The organism is Mumia sp. zg.B17 (assembly GCF_019550915.1).
GTDB lineage: Bacteria > Actinomycetota > Actinomycetes > Propionibacteriales > Nocardioidaceae > Mumia.
Map to the genome: position 1 here is coordinate 139,469 of NZ_JAHWCI010000008.1, position 14,996 is coordinate 154,464.

Annotated in this window: 14 protein-coding genes; 8 read left to right on the forward strand and 6 right to left on the reverse strand. The window is 72.4% G+C overall.

What is annotated here, in order from left to right; translation table 11 throughout:
- The 8 genes from KV097_RS19805 to KV097_RS13910 are packed head-to-tail and all read left to right on the forward strand — an operon-like array spanning position 1 to position 7,901.
- Positions 1 to 1,446 carry an FAD/NAD(P)-binding oxidoreductase gene (locus KV097_RS19805; protein WP_308289434.1) on the forward strand — a complete coding sequence of 482 codons (1,446 nt, stop codon included), beginning with the start codon at positions 1 to 3 and terminating at the stop codon, positions 1,444 to 1,446.
- Positions 1,443 to 2,357, forward strand: a complete 915-nt coding sequence (locus tag KV097_RS13880) for a dihydrodipicolinate synthase family protein (protein WP_220346121.1) — start codon at positions 1,443 to 1,445, stop codon at positions 2,355 to 2,357. The genes KV097_RS19805 and KV097_RS13880 overlap by 4 nt, the downstream gene beginning before the upstream one ends.
- 48 nt (positions 2,358 to 2,405) lie before the next feature.
- Positions 2,406 to 3,407, forward strand: coding sequence for a proline racemase family protein (locus KV097_RS13885; protein ID WP_220366206.1), 1,002 nt, complete (start codon positions 2,406 to 2,408; stop codon positions 3,405 to 3,407).
- Positions 3,408 to 3,415: 8 nt separating this feature from the next.
- Positions 3,416 to 4,903, forward strand: coding sequence for an aldehyde dehydrogenase (NADP(+)) (locus KV097_RS13890; RefSeq protein ID WP_255559643.1), 1,488 nt, complete (start codon positions 3,416 to 3,418; stop codon positions 4,901 to 4,903).
- The gene (locus KV097_RS13895) at positions 4,903 to 5,952 is read left to right on the forward strand and encodes a proline racemase family protein (protein WP_220346118.1); all 1,050 of its coding nucleotides are present in this window, start codon (positions 4,903 to 4,905) and stop codon (positions 5,950 to 5,952) included. Before KV097_RS13890 ends, KV097_RS13895 begins: the two co-directional genes overlap by 1 nt.
- The gene (locus tag KV097_RS13900) at positions 5,949 to 6,929 is read left to right on the forward strand and encodes an ornithine cyclodeaminase family protein (RefSeq protein ID WP_220346117.1); all 981 of its coding nucleotides are present in this window, start codon (positions 5,949 to 5,951) and stop codon (positions 6,927 to 6,929) included. The genes KV097_RS13895 and KV097_RS13900 overlap by 4 nt, the downstream gene beginning before the upstream one ends.
- 10 nt (positions 6,930 to 6,939) lie before the next feature.
- A complete protein-coding gene (locus tag KV097_RS13905; RefSeq protein ID WP_220343504.1) occupies positions 6,940 to 7,512 on the forward strand; it encodes a metal-dependent phosphohydrolase in 573 nt (190 codons plus the stop codon).
- A 29-nt stretch (positions 7,513 to 7,541) separates the two neighbouring features.
- Positions 7,542 to 7,901 carry a hypothetical protein gene (locus tag KV097_RS13910; protein WP_220366208.1) on the forward strand — a complete coding sequence of 120 codons (360 nt, stop codon included), beginning with the start codon at positions 7,542 to 7,544 and terminating at the stop codon, positions 7,899 to 7,901.
- Positions 7,902 to 7,909: 8 nt separating this feature from the next.
- On the opposite strand, the gene KV097_RS13915 is transcribed toward KV097_RS13910, so the two are convergent.
- From KV097_RS13915 to KV097_RS13940, 6 genes are all read right to left on the reverse strand, one after another.
- Complete coding sequence (locus KV097_RS13915) at positions 7,910 to 8,683, reverse strand: SRPBCC family protein (RefSeq protein ID WP_220366209.1); 774 nt, start codon at positions 8,681 to 8,683, stop codon at positions 7,910 to 7,912.
- Positions 8,683 to 9,537 (reverse strand): xanthine dehydrogenase family protein subunit M, encoded by an 855-nt coding sequence (locus KV097_RS13920; RefSeq protein WP_220343501.1) that lies wholly within the window; start codon positions 9,535 to 9,537, stop codon positions 8,683 to 8,685. Before KV097_RS13920 ends, KV097_RS13915 begins: the two co-directional genes overlap by 1 nt.
- The gene (locus KV097_RS13925) at positions 9,534 to 12,011 is read right to left on the reverse strand and encodes a xanthine dehydrogenase family protein molybdopterin-binding subunit (RefSeq protein ID WP_220366210.1); all 2,478 of its coding nucleotides are present in this window, start codon (positions 12,009 to 12,011) and stop codon (positions 9,534 to 9,536) included. Before KV097_RS13925 ends, KV097_RS13920 begins: the two co-directional genes overlap by 4 nt.
- On the reverse strand, positions 12,008 to 12,517 hold the full coding sequence (locus KV097_RS13930) for a (2Fe-2S)-binding protein (protein ID WP_220366211.1): 510 nt from the start codon (positions 12,515 to 12,517) through the stop codon (positions 12,008 to 12,010). Before KV097_RS13930 ends, KV097_RS13925 begins: the two co-directional genes overlap by 4 nt.
- Positions 12,518 to 12,739: 222 nt before the next feature.
- A complete protein-coding gene (locus tag KV097_RS13935; protein ID WP_220366212.1) occupies positions 12,740 to 13,873 on the reverse strand; it encodes an XdhC/CoxI family protein in 1,134 nt (377 codons plus the stop codon).
- A gap of 27 nt (positions 13,874 to 13,900) precedes the next feature.
- The gene (locus KV097_RS13940) at positions 13,901 to 14,995 is read right to left on the reverse strand and encodes a VWA domain-containing protein (RefSeq protein WP_220366213.1); all 1,095 of its coding nucleotides are present in this window, start codon (positions 14,993 to 14,995) and stop codon (positions 13,901 to 13,903) included.
- Position 14,996: the final 1 nt, after the last annotated feature.

A 14,996-nucleotide genomic window follows, 5' to 3' on the forward strand; every position in this document is an offset into this window, starting at 1 on the left:
GTGGACGTCCTCGTGATCGGCGCCGGGCCTGCCGGCATGGCCGCGGCGCACGCAGCGCGAGCCGCCGGAGCGACCGTCCGCGTGCTCGACGCCTCCGACGGGACCGGCGGCCAGTACTGGCGCCACCTGCCGGCCAGCAGGCCCGCCGCACGCGAGCGCGTGCTCCACCACCAGTGGGACCGTTATCGGCGGCTCCACCAGAGCCTCCAGTCCGACCCCGGCGTCACGGTGAGCCTGGAGGCGCACGTGTGGGCGATCGGCCAGGACGACGCCGGTCTCACGGTGCACGTCTCCCACGGTGACGTCGACGGCACCGGACAGCGCACGGAGACGCTGCGACCCCAGCGGCTGGTCCTTGCCACCGGGGCGCACGACCGTACGCTGCCGGTCCCCGGCTGGACCCTGCCCGGCGTCGTGACCGCCGGAGCGGCCCAGGCCCTCGCCAAGGGCGAGCGGCTCGCGATCGGCGAGCGGGTCGTGGTCGCCGGATCCGGGCCGTTCCTGCTGCCGGTCACCGCCTCGCTGCTCCAGGCGGGCGCCTCCGTCGTCGGCGTCCACGAGGCCGCGCGTCCTCGACGCCTCGCCCGCGAGTGGCTCGCGCGACCGTGGGAGCTGGTCGGCACGACCCACAAGGTGAGCGAGCTCGCGGGGTACGCGAGACACCAGGTCCGCAGCCGCGTCCCGTACCGCACCGGCTCGGCGGTCGTCCGCATCCACGGAGAGGGCCGCGTCGAGGGCGTGACCGTCGCCGACGTCGATGACCGGTGGCAGCCCGTGGCCGGAACCGAGAGTGAGGTGTCGTGCGACGCCGTCTGCCTCGGCCACGGCTTCGTCCCGCGCCTCGAGCTCGCGATCGCCGCCGGCTGCGGACTCACCGACCAGCGCTTCGTCGCCGTCGACGCCCACCAGCGCACCACGGTCGCGGGTGTGCTCGCGGCTGGTGAGCTGACGCAGATCGGCGGCGTGGACCTCGCCCTCGCCGAGGGTGAGATCGCCGGCTGGGTGGCCGGGGGCGGCGATCCGTCCGCGGCGCACCTGTCACACGCCCGCCGCGCCCGCAGCCGTTTCCGACGGTTCGCCGACCGCATCGAGGCCGCCCACGGCATCGGACCGGGATGGACGCGCTGGCTCGACGACGACACGGTCGTGTGCCGGTGCGAGGAGGTCGGCTACGGCACGCTGACCCGCGTCGCTTCCGACACCTCGTCCGTTGGACTGCGCTCACTCAAGCTGACCACCCGAGCCGGTCTCGGCCTCTGCCAGGGGAGGGTCTGCGGCCGCACGGTCGAGACCATCCTCTCCGCGGCGAGCGGACGAGGATCCGTCCCGTTCGCCGACCACACCTCCACCGACCGGCGGCCGATCGCCGTGCCGGTCCGGGTGGGCGACCTCGCCCGACCCGCATCCCCCGACGTTCCGTCCCCCTCCCGAAAGGACCCAGCATGACCAGCACCATCGATCTCGGCGGCGTCGTCGTCGCGACCGCCCTCGCGTTCAAGGAGGACCCGTCGGCGCCCGCCGGGCTCGCGGTCGACTACGACAAGTTCGGCGAGCACGTCGACTTCCTCATGGCGAACGGGTGCCGCGGAGTCGGCCCCAACGGGTCGCTCGGCGAGTACTCCTCGCTGACCGACGAGGAACGCCGCAAGGTCGTCCAGGTCGCGGTCGACGCCGTCGACGGACGGGGCGTCGTCGTCGCCGGCGTACACGGTGTCGGCTGGCACCAGGCGCAGGAGTGGGCGCGCAACGCCCAGGCCGACGGGGCCGACGGCGTGCTCCTGCTCCCGCCGACCCTCTATCGCTCCAACCCCGACGAGGTCGTCGAGCACTTCCGCAAGGTGGCGGAGGTCGGGATGCCGATCATGGCCTACAACAACCCCTTCGACACCAAGGTCGACGTGACCCCCGACCTCGTCGCCCGACTCGCCGAGATCCCCGAGGTCGTCGCGATCAAGGAGTTCTCCGGTGACGTCCGCCGGGTCTACGAGATCAAGGAGAAGTGCGACATCGACGTCATCGCCGGCGCCGACGACGTGCTCTTCGAGCTCATGGTCAACGGTGCCGTCGGCTGGTTCGCCGGCTACCCCAACGCCTTCCCCAAGGAGGCCGTCGCGCTGTACGACCTCTGCGTGGCGGGCAAGTGGCAGGAGGCCCAGCAGCTCTACGCGCAGCTCGTCGCGGTCTTCCGGTGGGACTCCCGTACGGAGTTCGTGCAGGCGATCAAGCTCTCGATGGACATCTGCGGCAACTCGTACGGCGGGCCGACGCGACCGCCCCGCGGCCCGCTCAGCCCCGAGCAGGTCGCTGCGGTGACCGCTGACACCGAGCGCGCGCTCGCCGCGATCGCCGCACGCTGACGTCCGAGCGCCCACGCCACCGATCCATACTCGAGTCAGGAGGTCACCATGCGATCCACACGCATCTTCCATGCCGTCGACTCCCACACCGAAGGCATGCCCACCCGAGTGGTCACCGGCGGCGTGGGCGTGGTCCCGGGTGCGACGATGAACGAGCGCCGGCTCCACTTCATCGAGCACCTCGACCACATCCGTCGGCTGCTCATGAGCGAGCCCCGCGGGCACGCCTCGATGTCCGGGGCGATCCTGCAGCCACCCGCCCGGGACGACTGCGACTTCGGGATCATCTTCATCGAGGCCAGCGGCTGCCTGCCGATGTGCGGGCACGGCACGATCGGCGTCGCCACCGTGCTGGTCGAGACCGGGATGGTCGAGGCGACCGAGCCGGTGACCGAGATCCGGCTCGACACCCCCGCCGGTCTCGTCGTCGCCCGGGTCGCTGTGCAGGACGGGCGAGCCACGTCGGTGACCCTCGCCAACGTGGCGAGCTTCACCGAGCGACTCGACCAGAAGATCGAGGTGCCCGGCCTCGGCACGGTGCCGTACTCGGTGGCGTTCGGCGGCAACTTCTATGCGATGGTCGACCTCGACGACGTCGGCCTGCCGTTCGACCGCGCGCGTCAGAACGACATCGCCGCCGCCGGTCTGGCCATCATGGCGGCGATCAACGAGACCGCACCCCCGCACCACCCCACGATCGAAGGCGTCGACCACGTCCACCACGTGGAGTTCATCGCTCCCGGGTCAGACGCCGTGCGGTCCCGGCACGCGATGGCGATCTATCCCGGGTGGTTCGACCGGTCGCCCTGCGGCACCGGCACCTCCGCGCGGATGGCCGAGCTGTACACGCGGGGTGAGCTGGCGCTGCACACCGACTTCGTCAACGAGTCGTTCATCGGGTCGGAGTTCACCGGGCGGCTCGTCGCCACGACCACCGTCGGTGACCACGAGGCGGTGCTGCCGGAGATCACCGGCCGGGCCTGGATCACCGGCACGGCCCAGTACCTGCTCGACCCCCACGACCCGTTCCCCACCGGATTCGACTTCTGAGGATGGCGATGACCGACCTGTTCACCACGCTGGACGCCGCCGACGCGGCGGCCCCCCTCCTGGCCCGCACGACGCCGCGCGACCGCGCAGCCGCCCTGGTCGCGGTCGCTGATCGCCTCGAGCTCGCGGCCGACGAGATCGTCGCGCTCGGCACCGAGGAGACCGGCCTCACGGAGGGCCGGCTACGAGGAGAGCTGAACCGTACGACGCAGCAGCTGCGCCTGTTCGCCGAGGTCGTCGTCGAGGGTGCCTACCTCGACGCCCGGATCGATGCCGCCGACCCCGACTACGCGGTCGGTCCCCGGCCCGACGTGCGCAGGGCCAACGTCCCGGTCGGACCCGTGCTGAACTACGCCGCCTCCAACTTCCCGCTGGCCTTCTCCGTCGCCGGCGGTGACACCGCAGCCGCACTGGCCGCGGGCAACCCGGTCGTGGTCAAGGCCCACGACGGACACCCGCGGCTCAGCGCACTCGTCGCGACGATCGTGACCGAGGCCCTCCGCGAGGCCGGGATGCCCCACGGGTCGTTCGCCGTGATCTTCGACCGTGAGGACGGGGTCGCGGCCCTCAAGGACGACCGCATCCGCGCGGCGGCGTTCACCGGCTCGACGACGGTCGGTCGGATGCTCGCCGACGTCGCCGCGGCCCGCCCGGTGCCGATCCCCTTCTACGGCGAGCTGGGCAGCGTCAACCCCGTCGTCGTGACCCCGGCTGCGCTCGCCGCCGGCGCCGATGCTCTCGCCGCCGCGTACGTCGGCAGCGTCTCGGGCTCGTGCGGTCAGCTGTGCACCAAGCCCGGTTTCCTCCTCGTCCCCGGCGTGGAGCCGCTGACCGATGCCCTCGTCACCGCGGCGGCAGAGGTGCCCGAGCACCGCCTGCTGACCGCCGGGATCACCGCCGGCTACCGCGAGCGCCGTGAGGCCGTCCTCGCTGCCGCCGGTGTCTCGGTGCTGGTCGAGGGAGAGGTCCGGGTCGGCGCCGACGGTCTCGGCTGGGCCACGCCCACGCTGGTGTCGATGTCCCTCGCCGACCTCGAGAAGGCCGGAGACACGGTCCTCGACGAGTCGTTCGGACCGTTGTCGGTCGTCGTCGAGTACGGCACCGCGGCGGAGCTCCCCGCTGCTTTCGAGCGCCTCTTCCCGGGCAACCTGACCGCGACGGTGCACCTCGCTCCGACCGAGGACACGGCAGCCCTCGAGCCTCTCCTCGACGCCCTGGCCCGCACGAGCGGACGCGTGCTCTTCGGGGCATGGCCCACCGGTGTCTCCGTGACGGCGGCGATGCAGCACGGTGGCCCGTACCCGGCGACCACGCACGACGCCACGTCGGTGGGGACCGCGGCGATCGGACGGTTCCTCCGCGCGGTGGCCTACCAGGGCGCGCCGCAGTCGGTCCTTCCTCCGCCGCTGCGCGACGACAACCCCTGGGGGGTGCCGCAGCGCCGCAGCCCGGCCGGACTGTCGCGGCAGTGGGGCGAGCTCACCGGGCGGTACTGATGGCGAGCACCCCGACGGCATCGGACACCGCCGAGTGGGAGGGCGTGACGACCGTCGACTACCACACCGGCGGCGAGCCCTTCCGGATCGTCGCCGACCCGCCCGTCGCGCTGCCCGGTGACGGGGTCGCCGACCGGCGGGTCAGGGCGGCGGCCGACCCCGACGTCCAGCACCTGCGTCGGGTGCTCTGCCACGAGCCGCGGGGCCACGCCGACATGTACGGCGGCTTCATCACCCCGCCCGACGACGACGGTGCCCACTTCGGTGTGCTGTTCTGGCACAAGGACGGCTTCTCGACCGCCTGCGGCCACGGCACGATCGCCCTCGGGACGTGGGCGGTGGAGTCGGGCCTCGTCCAGGCACCCGCCGACGGCGTCGTCGACGTCAGGATCGACGTCCCCTCGGGACGGGTGACCGCACGCGTGCACGTGGCGCAGGGCCGCGTCTCCCACACCGACTTCGTCAACGTGCCCAGCCATGCGATCGCCCGAGACGTGGAGGTCGCGACGTCACGGGGTCCGCTGCGCGTCGACGTCGGCTTCGGTGGCGCGATCTACGCGCAGCTCGACGCCCGGACCGCCGCGCTGGCCGTCGTGCCCGAGCAGGTCGACGACCTCATCGCCCTCGGTCGCGAGATCAAGTGGGCCCTGAACGACCACGCCGTGGCCCAGCACCCGACCGACACCCGCCTGAGCGGTGTCTACGGGACGACGATCTACGACGATCTCGGCACCACCGACGACGGCAGGGCGCACCAGCGCAACGTCACCGTCTTCGCCGACGGCGAGGTCGACCGATCCCCCTGCGGCTCCGGCACGTGTGCTCGCGTCGCGGTGCTGGACGCCCACGGCGATCTCCCCGACGGGCGCGACCTCGTGCACGACTCGCTGGTCGGCTCGCGCTTCCTCGCACGTGTGGAGGAGCGGACGGTCGTCGACGGGCACGAGGCCGTGGTGGTGTCGGTGAGCGGCACCGCGCACCGCACCGGCGAGCACCGCTTCGTGGTGGACCCGGCCGACTCCCTGACACCCGGGTTCGTGCTGCGATGACGACGCTGCCGTACCTCGACGCCTCCGCCGTCTCGGCGCTTCGCCCACGCGACGCCGTCGAGGCGCTCCTCACCGCGCTGCGCGACGGCCTGGACCCCACCCAGGGCACCCCGCGGACCTTCGTCCCGCTCACCCACGGCGAGTACATCGTGATGCCCGCCGAGAACGGCGCCGACACCGGCGTCAAGATCGTGACGGTCGCGCCCCGCAACCGCGAGCGAGGGCTGCCGCGGATCCAAGGGATCTACGTGCTCTTCGACGCCCGGACGCTCGCTCCGCGCGCGTTGCTCGACGGGATCGAGCTGACGGCGCTCCGCACCCCGGCGGTCTCTCTCGCCGGTGTCCGCCAGCACCTCCTCGCCGACACCGGCCCGCTGCACGTCGTCGCCTACGGCGTCGGCATCCAGGCCGTACGCCACGTGGCGACCGCCGCCGACGTCGTCGAGGGCGTGCGCACGGTCGCCTCGGTCACCTATGTCGCCCGCGATCCGCGTACGGCCGAGGTCCCCGAGCTCGTCGGCGTCCCCACCCGAGTCGTGGCCGTCGACAGCGCCGCCGCCGCCGAGGCCGTGGGTGCGGCAGGGCTGATCCTGTGCGCCACGTCGGCGCGCGAGCCCGTGTTCGACGGGACCCTCGTCGCCGACGACGCGATCGTCGTGGCCGTCGGGTCGCACGACCCGGACGCACGCGAGGTTGACGAGCACCTGGTCGGCCGGTCGAGGGTCGTGGTCGAGGATCGCCGGACGGCGCTCCGCGAGGCCGGCGACGTCGTGATGGCCGTCGCGGCCGGGACGCTCGACCCCTTGTCCCTCGTCACCCTGGCCGAGGTTGCGGCCGAGCCGGTGCACGCGGCCGGACGGCCGGTGTTCTTCAAGTCCGTCGGCATGGCGTGGGAGGACCTGGTCGTGGCGGCCGCGGCGCTCGACGCGGTGACAGGATTCTCCGCCACGCCTGCGGTCGTCGCGGAGGCCCCGTAGATTGGACCAGGTGCACCCCAGCATCCGGCTCGAGCTGGCGAAGCGCTGGTCGGAGCCTCACCGCGAACACCACGGGGCCGATCACCTGGCAGAGGTGGTCCGCGCCGTGGACCTGCTTGCAGCGCTGGGCCTGACGTTCGACGTGGAGACCGTCCGCACCGCCGCGTGGTTCCACGACGCGATCTACGACGTGCATCGCGCCGACAACGTCGAGCGGTCCGCCGCGCTCGCCCAGCGCTGGCTCGACCCGGGCACCGGGGACCGCGTGGCCGAGATCGTGATGGCCACCCGTGACCACGTCGCACCGCCGGGAGACCTCGAGGCAGCCGTCCTGTGCGACGCCGACCTGAGCGTCCTCGGGTCCGATCCCGAGCGCTACGACCGGTACGCCCGCGCGATCCGCGCCGAGAACCTGCACGTCCCCGACTCGGAGTACCGGCGGCTCCGCTCCCGGGTTCTCGCGCGCTACCAGGCGCGGCCCCACTTCTTCGCGACCCGACCCGCCCGTGCCCTCTGGGAGACGTGCGCGAGGTCCAACATCACGCGCGAGCTGAGGTCGCTCGGTCGTCCGGTCGCGGTCTAGGGTTTGCCCGGCCGCTTAACCTGGACGCCGTGACGGAGTTCCTCCTCGAGGCGCGGGCCCGCGTGCTGCACGACCTCGCCGCCTACCGCATGGCCGACGCCTCGGCGGTCTCCGTCCTGGAGGAGGCGCTCAGCCAGCGTGGCTGGTGGGTCGCCCAGTGGCCGGACGGTGCAGCGTTCCTCGCCGGCCTCATCGCGCAGGACGTCCAGGACGCCCTCTTCGACGCGGGCAGCCGGTGGCCCCGCTGCCGCGCCTGCGGGCCAGGCCCCGAGCACAGCCTCGGGGTCGAGCCGGAGCTCGGCGAGGACCCTCGTTGGGTGTGCACCGAGTCCGGCCTCGAGGTCGCACCGGTCGGGGCGCTGCGAGCGCTCGACCAGTCGACCGGCTGAGCGCCGAGTCAGCGCCTGCGGCGCACCAGCCACCAGGCGAGCGCCAGGGCGACCGTGCCGACGGCCACCGCCGGCCCGTAGCGACGGGCGAGCACGGGGACCACGGTCGACCCCAGGTCGAGCTCGGCCGCCGACTCGAGAGGATCTCCGTGAGGGCTGCTCGCCGTCCCGGACGAGGCACCACCGGACGAGACGTCTGACGACGGAGTCGCGGCGGGCTCGCGCACGGACGCGGCATGCCGTCCACCCTCGACCACGTCCGCCTCCTCGACCTCGGCCGGCGTCTGGGCGGTCTCCACGCCCTCCAGCCCCGACCCGCGCTCCGCAGAAGGGGTCGAGCCCGCCGAGAGGCTGTCACTGATGCACCCGACGAACTGCGACAACAGCTTGTCGCTCACGTCCTGGATGACGCCGCGACCGAACTGCGCCGGTTTGCCGGTGATCGCGAGGTCGGTGCGCACCTCGACCCGCGTCCCCCCGCCCTCCGGCACGAGCCGGGCCGTCACCTTCGCCCCCGCCGTACCCTGACCGCGCTTGTCCTTGCCCTTCGCGTCGATCACGACCCGGCGGCCGGCCTCGTCGCGCTCGATGTACGTCCCCGAACCGGCATAGACCAGCGAGATCGGCCCCAGCTTGATCTTGATCGTGCCCGTGAAGTCGTTGTCGTCGACCACCGTGACGACGGCGCCCGGCATGCACGGAGCGATCGACTCGGGGTCGTTGAACGCCGCCCAGGTGGTCTCGATCGGCGCCGGGACGGAGAAGGTGTGGGTGAGCTCCATCAGGCACCAGCTGCCCGCACCACGGCCCGACGGGCCAGGACGCGCGCGAGGTGGCGACGGTAGTCCGCCGTCCCGTTGAGGTCGTCGGGTGGTGTCGTGCCTGCGGCAACGTCGGCGACGGCGCCCTCGACCGCCTCGCCCACGGGGGCGAGCCCGACCAGGTTCTGCTCCACGGCCGCGGGGCGGATCGGTGTCGAACCCATGTTGGTGAGCCCGAGGCGGGCATCGGCGATGACGCCGTCCTCGACACGGACGGTCGCGGCGACGGCCACGATCGACCACTGCTGGGCCACCCGGACGAACTTCTCGTAGGCCGCGGTCCAGCCGGTCCGCTTCGGCACCCGCACGGCGGTGAGGATCTCGTCCTCACCGACCGCGGTGGTGAACAGGTCGACGAAGAAGTCCTCCGCGGCGACCGTACGGACGCCGGCGGGCCCGGCGATCTCGAACGATGCCCCGAGCGCGAGCGCCGGCGCGGGCAGGTCGCCCGCGGGGTCGGCGTGCACCAGGGCGCCACCGAAGGTGCCACGATGACGCACCTGCGGGTCGGCGACCGTGCCCGCGGCCTCGACCAGCAGCGCCGCGTGCTCACGCACCAGGGCGCTCGTCGCCACCTCGTGGTGCGGTGTGGTCGCCCCGATGACCAGCGCGTCCCCGTCCTCGCGGACGCCGCGCAGCCCTTCGATGCGGCCGAGGTCGACGATGAGCTCGGGCCCGGCGAGGCGGAGCTTGAGGACCGGGATGAGGCTCTGGCCCCCGGCGAGGACCTTGACGTCCTCACCTCCCTCGGCAAGGAGCCTCAGCGCATCCTCGACGGTAGTCGGCGACTCGTACTCGAAAGCTGTCGGAATCACTGCTGCTCCCCCTGGTCCGTACCCGTCTGGACCGCGCCGGTCGACGCGATGTCGCGGTCGGCGACCTCGGGGCTGTTCACCGTCGGTACGGCGGCTTCGGCCCCCCGGCCCTTGTCCGCGCCCTGCAGCGCCGCCCAGACACGGCCGGGCGAGCATGGCATGAGGATGTCATCGACTCCGAGATGTCGCACGGCGTCGATGACCCCGTTGACGATCGCCGGCGTCGAGGCGATGGTCCCCGCCTCACCGACGCCCTTGACCCCCAGGACGTTCGTCGTCGACGCGGTCTCGGTGCGATCGGTGATGAACGACGGCACGTCGGCCGCGCTCGGGACCAGGTAGTCCACGAAGGATCCCGTCACGAGCGTCCCGGACTCGTCGTGGACGGCTTCCTCGAAGAGCGCCTGGGCGATGCCCTGGACGAGCCCACCGTGGATCTGCCCCTCGACGATCAACGGGTTGATCACGGTGCCGACGTCGTCGACGCAGACGTACGAGCGGAGTGTGACCTGCCCGGTCTCGGTGTCGACCTCCATCGCGGCCAGGTGGGTGCCGTGCGGGAACGAGAAGTTCTCCGGGTCGAAGGTCGCGTCGGAGTCCAGGCTGGGCTCCACCCCGTCGGGCAGGTCGTGGGCCGCGAACGTCGCGAGCGCGACGTCACCGAGGGCGACCCCCTGGTCCGTGCCCCGCACCGTGAATCTCCCGTCGGTGAACTCGAGGTCATCATCGGCGGCCTCGAGCATGTGGGCCGCGATGACCCTGGCCTTCGCGATCACCTTGTCGGCGGCGGCGACCACGGCCATGCCCCCGACGGCGAGCGAGCGGGAGCCGTACGTGTCGAGCCCGCGCTGGGCGATCGCCGTGTCGCCGTGGAGCACCTGGACGTCGTCGAACGGCACGCCGAGGCGGTCGGCGACGATCTGGCTCCACGCCGTCTCGTGGCCCTGGCCGTGCGCGCTGACCCCGGTCACGACCTCCACGTTGCCGGTCGGCAGCATCCGGACCTGCGCGTACTCCCAGCCGCCCGCGCCGTAGTCCAACGACCCGAGGACCCGCGACGGAGCGAGGCCGCACATCTCCGTGAACGTCGAGACACCGATCCCGAGCTGGACCGGGTCACCGTCGTCGCGGCGACGCCTCTGCTCGGCTCGCAGCTCGTCGTACCCGAAGAGCTCGAGCGCCCGCGCGGTCGCCGCCTCGTAGTTGCCGGTGTCGTACTCCAGCCCGCAGACGGTCGTGAACGGGAACTCCTCGTGGGCGATCCAGTTCTTGCGGCGCAGCTCGATCGGGTCCATGTCGAGCTCGGCGGCCAGGTCGTCCATCAGACGCTCGATCGCGAAGGTCGCCTCCGGTCTCCCCGCGCCGCGGTAGGCGTCGGTCCACGCCTTGTTGGTGAAGAGGTTGGTGCACTCGAACCGGTACGACGGGAACTTGTAGATCGCCGGGAACATGAACGCGCCCAGGATCGGGACACCTGAGGTGACGAGACCGAGGTAGGACCCCATGTCGGCGAGGAGCTGGACCTTGAGCCCTGTGACCGTGCCGTCACGGCGAGCGGACAGCGCCAGCCGCTGCACCTGCCCACGTCCGTGGTGGGCGGCCATGAGGGACTCCGAGCGGGTCTCGGTGAACTTGCACGGCTTGCCGGTCCGCCGTGCGGCCAGCATGGTGATGACCTCCTCAGGAGTCACCTGCAGCTTGCCGCCGAACCCGCCGCCCACGTCCGGCGCGATCACCCGAACCTTGGACTCGGGGATGCCCAGCGTGAGGGCGAGCATGAGACGGAGGATGTGCGGCACCTGCGTCGACGACCACATCGTGATCTGGTCCGCGGTCGGGTCGACGACGGTGGAGCGCGGCTCCATGAACGCCGGGATCAGACGCTGCTGGTAGTAGGTCCGCTCGAGGAGGATCTGGTCGTCGGCGCCGGCGGCGGCGAGCGCGTCCTCCACGTCGCCGCCCGTCCCGGCCTCGGCGGAGTCGAAGACCCAGAAGGCCGACCGGTTGGTGCCGAGGTCGGGGTGCGCCAGGACGTCGTCCTTCTCGGCCTCTTCCAGGTCGAGGACCACCGGCAGCTCGTCGTAGTCGACGTCGACCAGGTCGGCGGCGTCCTGGGCCTCGTGCCGCGACCGCGCGACGACGACCGCGACGATCTCGCCGGCGAAGGTCACCCGGTCCACGGCGATGGCGGGGTGCGGCGGCGCAACCTGGTCGGGCGTGATGGGCCACGCGTTGGGCAGGCTGCCCTGGGCCTCGGCCACGTCGGCGCCGGTGAGCACGGTGACGACGCCGGGCGCGGTGACGGCCGCGGACGTGTCGACCCCGGTGATGCGCGCGTGCGCGAACGGGCTGCGTACGGCGGCGAGGTGCAGCATGCCCGGCAGCACCATGTTGTCGGTGTAGCGCGAGCGCCCGGTGATGAGGCGCTGGTCTTCCTTGCGCTTGCGAGGGCTGCCGATCTCCGTGACGGTCATGCCGCACCCGCCTCGGTCGCGTCCGGCGTGCCACCGGCCATCTGCCGCGCGCCGGCCTGCACCGCCTTGACGATGTTCTGGTAGCCCGTGCAGCGGCAGAGGTTGCCCTCGAGGTTCTCCCGCACCGTCGCCTCGTCCGGGTCGGGGTGCTCGGTGACGATGTCGAGGGACTGCATGATCATGCCGGGGGTGCAGAACCCGCACTGCAGCGCGTGCGAGTCGTGGAAGGCCTGCTGCATCGGATGGAGCGCCCCGTCGTCCGAGGCGATCCCCTCGATCGTCGTCACCGCGTGGCCGTCGGCCTGGACGGCGAACATCGTGCACGACTTCACGCTGCGACCATCGAGGTGGACGGTGCACGCGCCGCAGTTGGTGGTGTCGCAGCCGACGAGCGTCCCGGTCTTGCCGAGCTGGTCGCGAAGGTACTGGACGAGGAGGGTTCGGGGTTCGACGTCGTCGGTGCAGGACACTCCGTCGACGGTGACGGTGATCGGCTTCTTTGCCATGGACTGGACTCCACTCGGTCGGCGGCAGGCTCACCCGTGCTGGTTGAAGCCTTTCCTACACCGGAGTGACGTGGATCACAATGCGATGTCGTGGACTCGCCTCTCGCACCCGGCCACGGGACCTCCCGCGTTTGAGGTGCTCGCACCCCAGAGGTCGCGACCGCACCGCGAATACGAGGTGTGATCCGTACGGACGAGGTGCGAGCACCTCAAACGGGGAGGTCAGTCCGCCTCGTGGTGGATGCGCCCGTCGCGCTCGCTCAGCCGGTCGCCGTGCCCGCCCCACTGGAGGGCGATGATCTCGGCCGCGATCGAGACGGCCGTCTCCTCCGGCGTACGAGCGCCGAGGTCGAGCCCGATGGGGCTGGAGAGCCGCGCGATCTCGCTCTCCCCCACGCCCACCTCGCGCAGCCTCGCGAGCCGGTCCTCGTGAGTCCGCCGCGACCCCATCGCTCCCACGAAGGCCGGGCGGTGCGGCGGCTCGAGACGCAGGGCCAGCTCGAGCAGCGGCACGTCGAACTTCGGGTCGTGGGTGAGCAGGCAGATGACGGTGCGCTCGTCGACGAGACGGGCCTCGACCTGTTTCGCGAGGTACTTGTGGGGCCAGGACACGACGACCTCGTGAGCGTCGGGGAAGCGTGCCGCGGTGGCGAACACCGGCCGGGCGTCACACACCGTCACCTGATAGCCGAGGAAGGCCCCCTGCCGCGCGACGGCCGCCGCGAAGTCGATCGCGCCGAAGACGAGCATCCGCGGCTTCGGAGCGTACGAGGCCACGAAGACGCGCATCCCCTCTCCGCGGCGTTCACCGTGAGGGCCGTACGTCAAGGTCGCCGTCCGACCCGCGGCGAGCAGCCCGCGGACGTCGTCGGCGACCGCGGCGTCGGCCCGGTCGGACCCCAGACCACCCGTCGTCCCCTCAGGTCGGACGACCAGGCGGCGCCCCACCCACGTGGTGTCGGGATGGGCGATCACGGTCGCCACCGCGACAGGGGTGCCCGCCTCGATGTCGGCCGCGACGTCGCCGAGCTCGGGGAACGTCGTCTTCGACACCGGCTCCACGAAGACGTCGAGGATGCCGCCGCAGGTGAGACCGACCGCGAACGCGTCGTCGTCGCTGACGCCGTAGCGGTGCAGCACCGCCTCCCCCGCGACCACGACCTCCTGCGCGAGCCCGTAGACCGCGCCCTCGACGCAGCCACCCGACACCGAGCCGTACGCGCTGGCGTCGGGCGCCACGACCATCGACGCACCGGCCGGACGAGGCGCGGACCGGAAGGTCTGCACCACGGTGGCCACCCCGGCGGTCTCTCCCGCCTTCCACGTCTCCATCAGCTCATCGAGCACGTCACGCATGTGATCCACGCTACGCGGTGCACGACCTCAGCGTCCCACCTCGTCGAGGAGCGCCTGGAACGCCGCGACCGAGTGACCGGCCACCAGCGCGTCCAGGTGCGGGTGGACCGCGGCGATCCCGCCCTGCACCGGCGCATAGCCGGCGCGGCCACGGTGCGGGTTGGCCCAGAGCACGCGGTGCGCGAGCCGTTGCAGGCGCGCGACCTGGTCACCGAGCAGCACCGGATCACCCCGCTCCCACCCGTCCGACGCGATCACGACGACCGCCCCCCGCGCCATGCCTCTCTGCCCCCACCGGTCGATGAAGGCACGCAGCACCTCACCGAGCCGAGTCCCGCCCGACCAGTCCGGCACGGTCGCCCCGGCGGCGGCGAGCGCGTCCTCGGGGTCGCGCAGCCGCATCGCAGCAGTCACGCGGGTCAGCCGAGTGCCGAGCGTGAAGACCTCGACCTGCCTCGGCGACGCGGCGGCCAGCCGGTGCGCCAGCCGAAGGAGGCTGTCGGCATAGGCGCTCATCGAGCCGGAGACGTCGACGAGGATCACCACGCGGCGGGGTCTGCGGCGGGGCGCGCGGAAGCGCAGCGGGCCGGGCTCTCCCGCCCTGCGGAGCTGGTCTCGCAGCGTCCGGGTCGGATCGAGGTCTCCGTGCCGGCGAGGCGTACGGCGAGGGCTGCGGCGCCTCGGCACCGTCACGTCGAGCCCCGCGAACATCCGCGCCACGACCGCGCGCTCGCCGACCGACAGCGAGGCGACATCACGGTGGCGCAGCGTCTCGGTCACGCTCGCGAGCATGGCGACCTGCTGGTCGTCGCCCGCCTCCGCCGACCCCCTCGGCGCCTCGTCGAGACCCGCCTGCACGACGACCTGTCGGTCCTGCCGGCTGCGCGTCCGCGCTCTCGGCTCCTCGGCTGAGAACCAGCTCGCGAAGACGGCGTCGTACGTCGCCAGGTCGTCTGGCTCGGCGCAGAGCGTCGCGCGGCCGGCCCAGTAGACGTCACGGCGCCGGTCGGGACCGACGAGGCTCACCGCCTCCAGGAACGTGCGGGTCCGGTCCGCGGTCACACCGGCCCCGGCCGCCCGCAGCGCCTTCGCGAAGCCGGCGAAGATCGCGACGTCGGACACG

Bases quoted from the DNA above. Each gene is read 5' to 3' on its own strand.
- KV097_RS13880 (WP_220346121.1), top strand. From the start codon at position 1,443: ATGACCAGCACCATCGATCTCGGCGGCGTCGTCGTCGCGACCGCCCTC.
- KV097_RS13885 (WP_220366206.1), top strand. From the start codon at position 2,406: ATGCGATCCACACGCATCTTCCATGCCGTCGACTCCCACACCGAAGGC.
- KV097_RS13890 (WP_255559643.1), top strand. From the start codon at position 3,416: ATGACCGACCTGTTCACCACGCTGGACGCCGCCGACGCGGCGGCCCCC.
- KV097_RS13895 (WP_220346118.1), top strand. From the start codon at position 4,903: ATGGCGAGCACCCCGACGGCATCGGACACCGCCGAGTGGGAGGGCGTG.
- KV097_RS13900 (WP_220346117.1), top strand. From the start codon at position 5,949: ATGACGACGCTGCCGTACCTCGACGCCTCCGCCGTCTCGGCGCTTCGC.
- KV097_RS13915 (WP_220366209.1), bottom strand. From the start codon at position 8,683: ATGGAGCTCACCCACACCTTCTCCGTCCCGGCGCCGATCGAGACCACC.
- KV097_RS13925 (WP_220366210.1), bottom strand. From the start codon at position 12,011: ATGACCGTCACGGAGATCGGCAGCCCTCGCAAGCGCAAGGAAGACCAG.
- KV097_RS13930 (WP_220366211.1), bottom strand. From the start codon at position 12,517: ATGGCAAAGAAGCCGATCACCGTCACCGTCGACGGAGTGTCCTGCACC.
- KV097_RS13935 (WP_220366212.1), bottom strand. From the start codon at position 13,873: ATGCGTGACGTGCTCGATGAGCTGATGGAGACGTGGAAGGCGGGAGAG.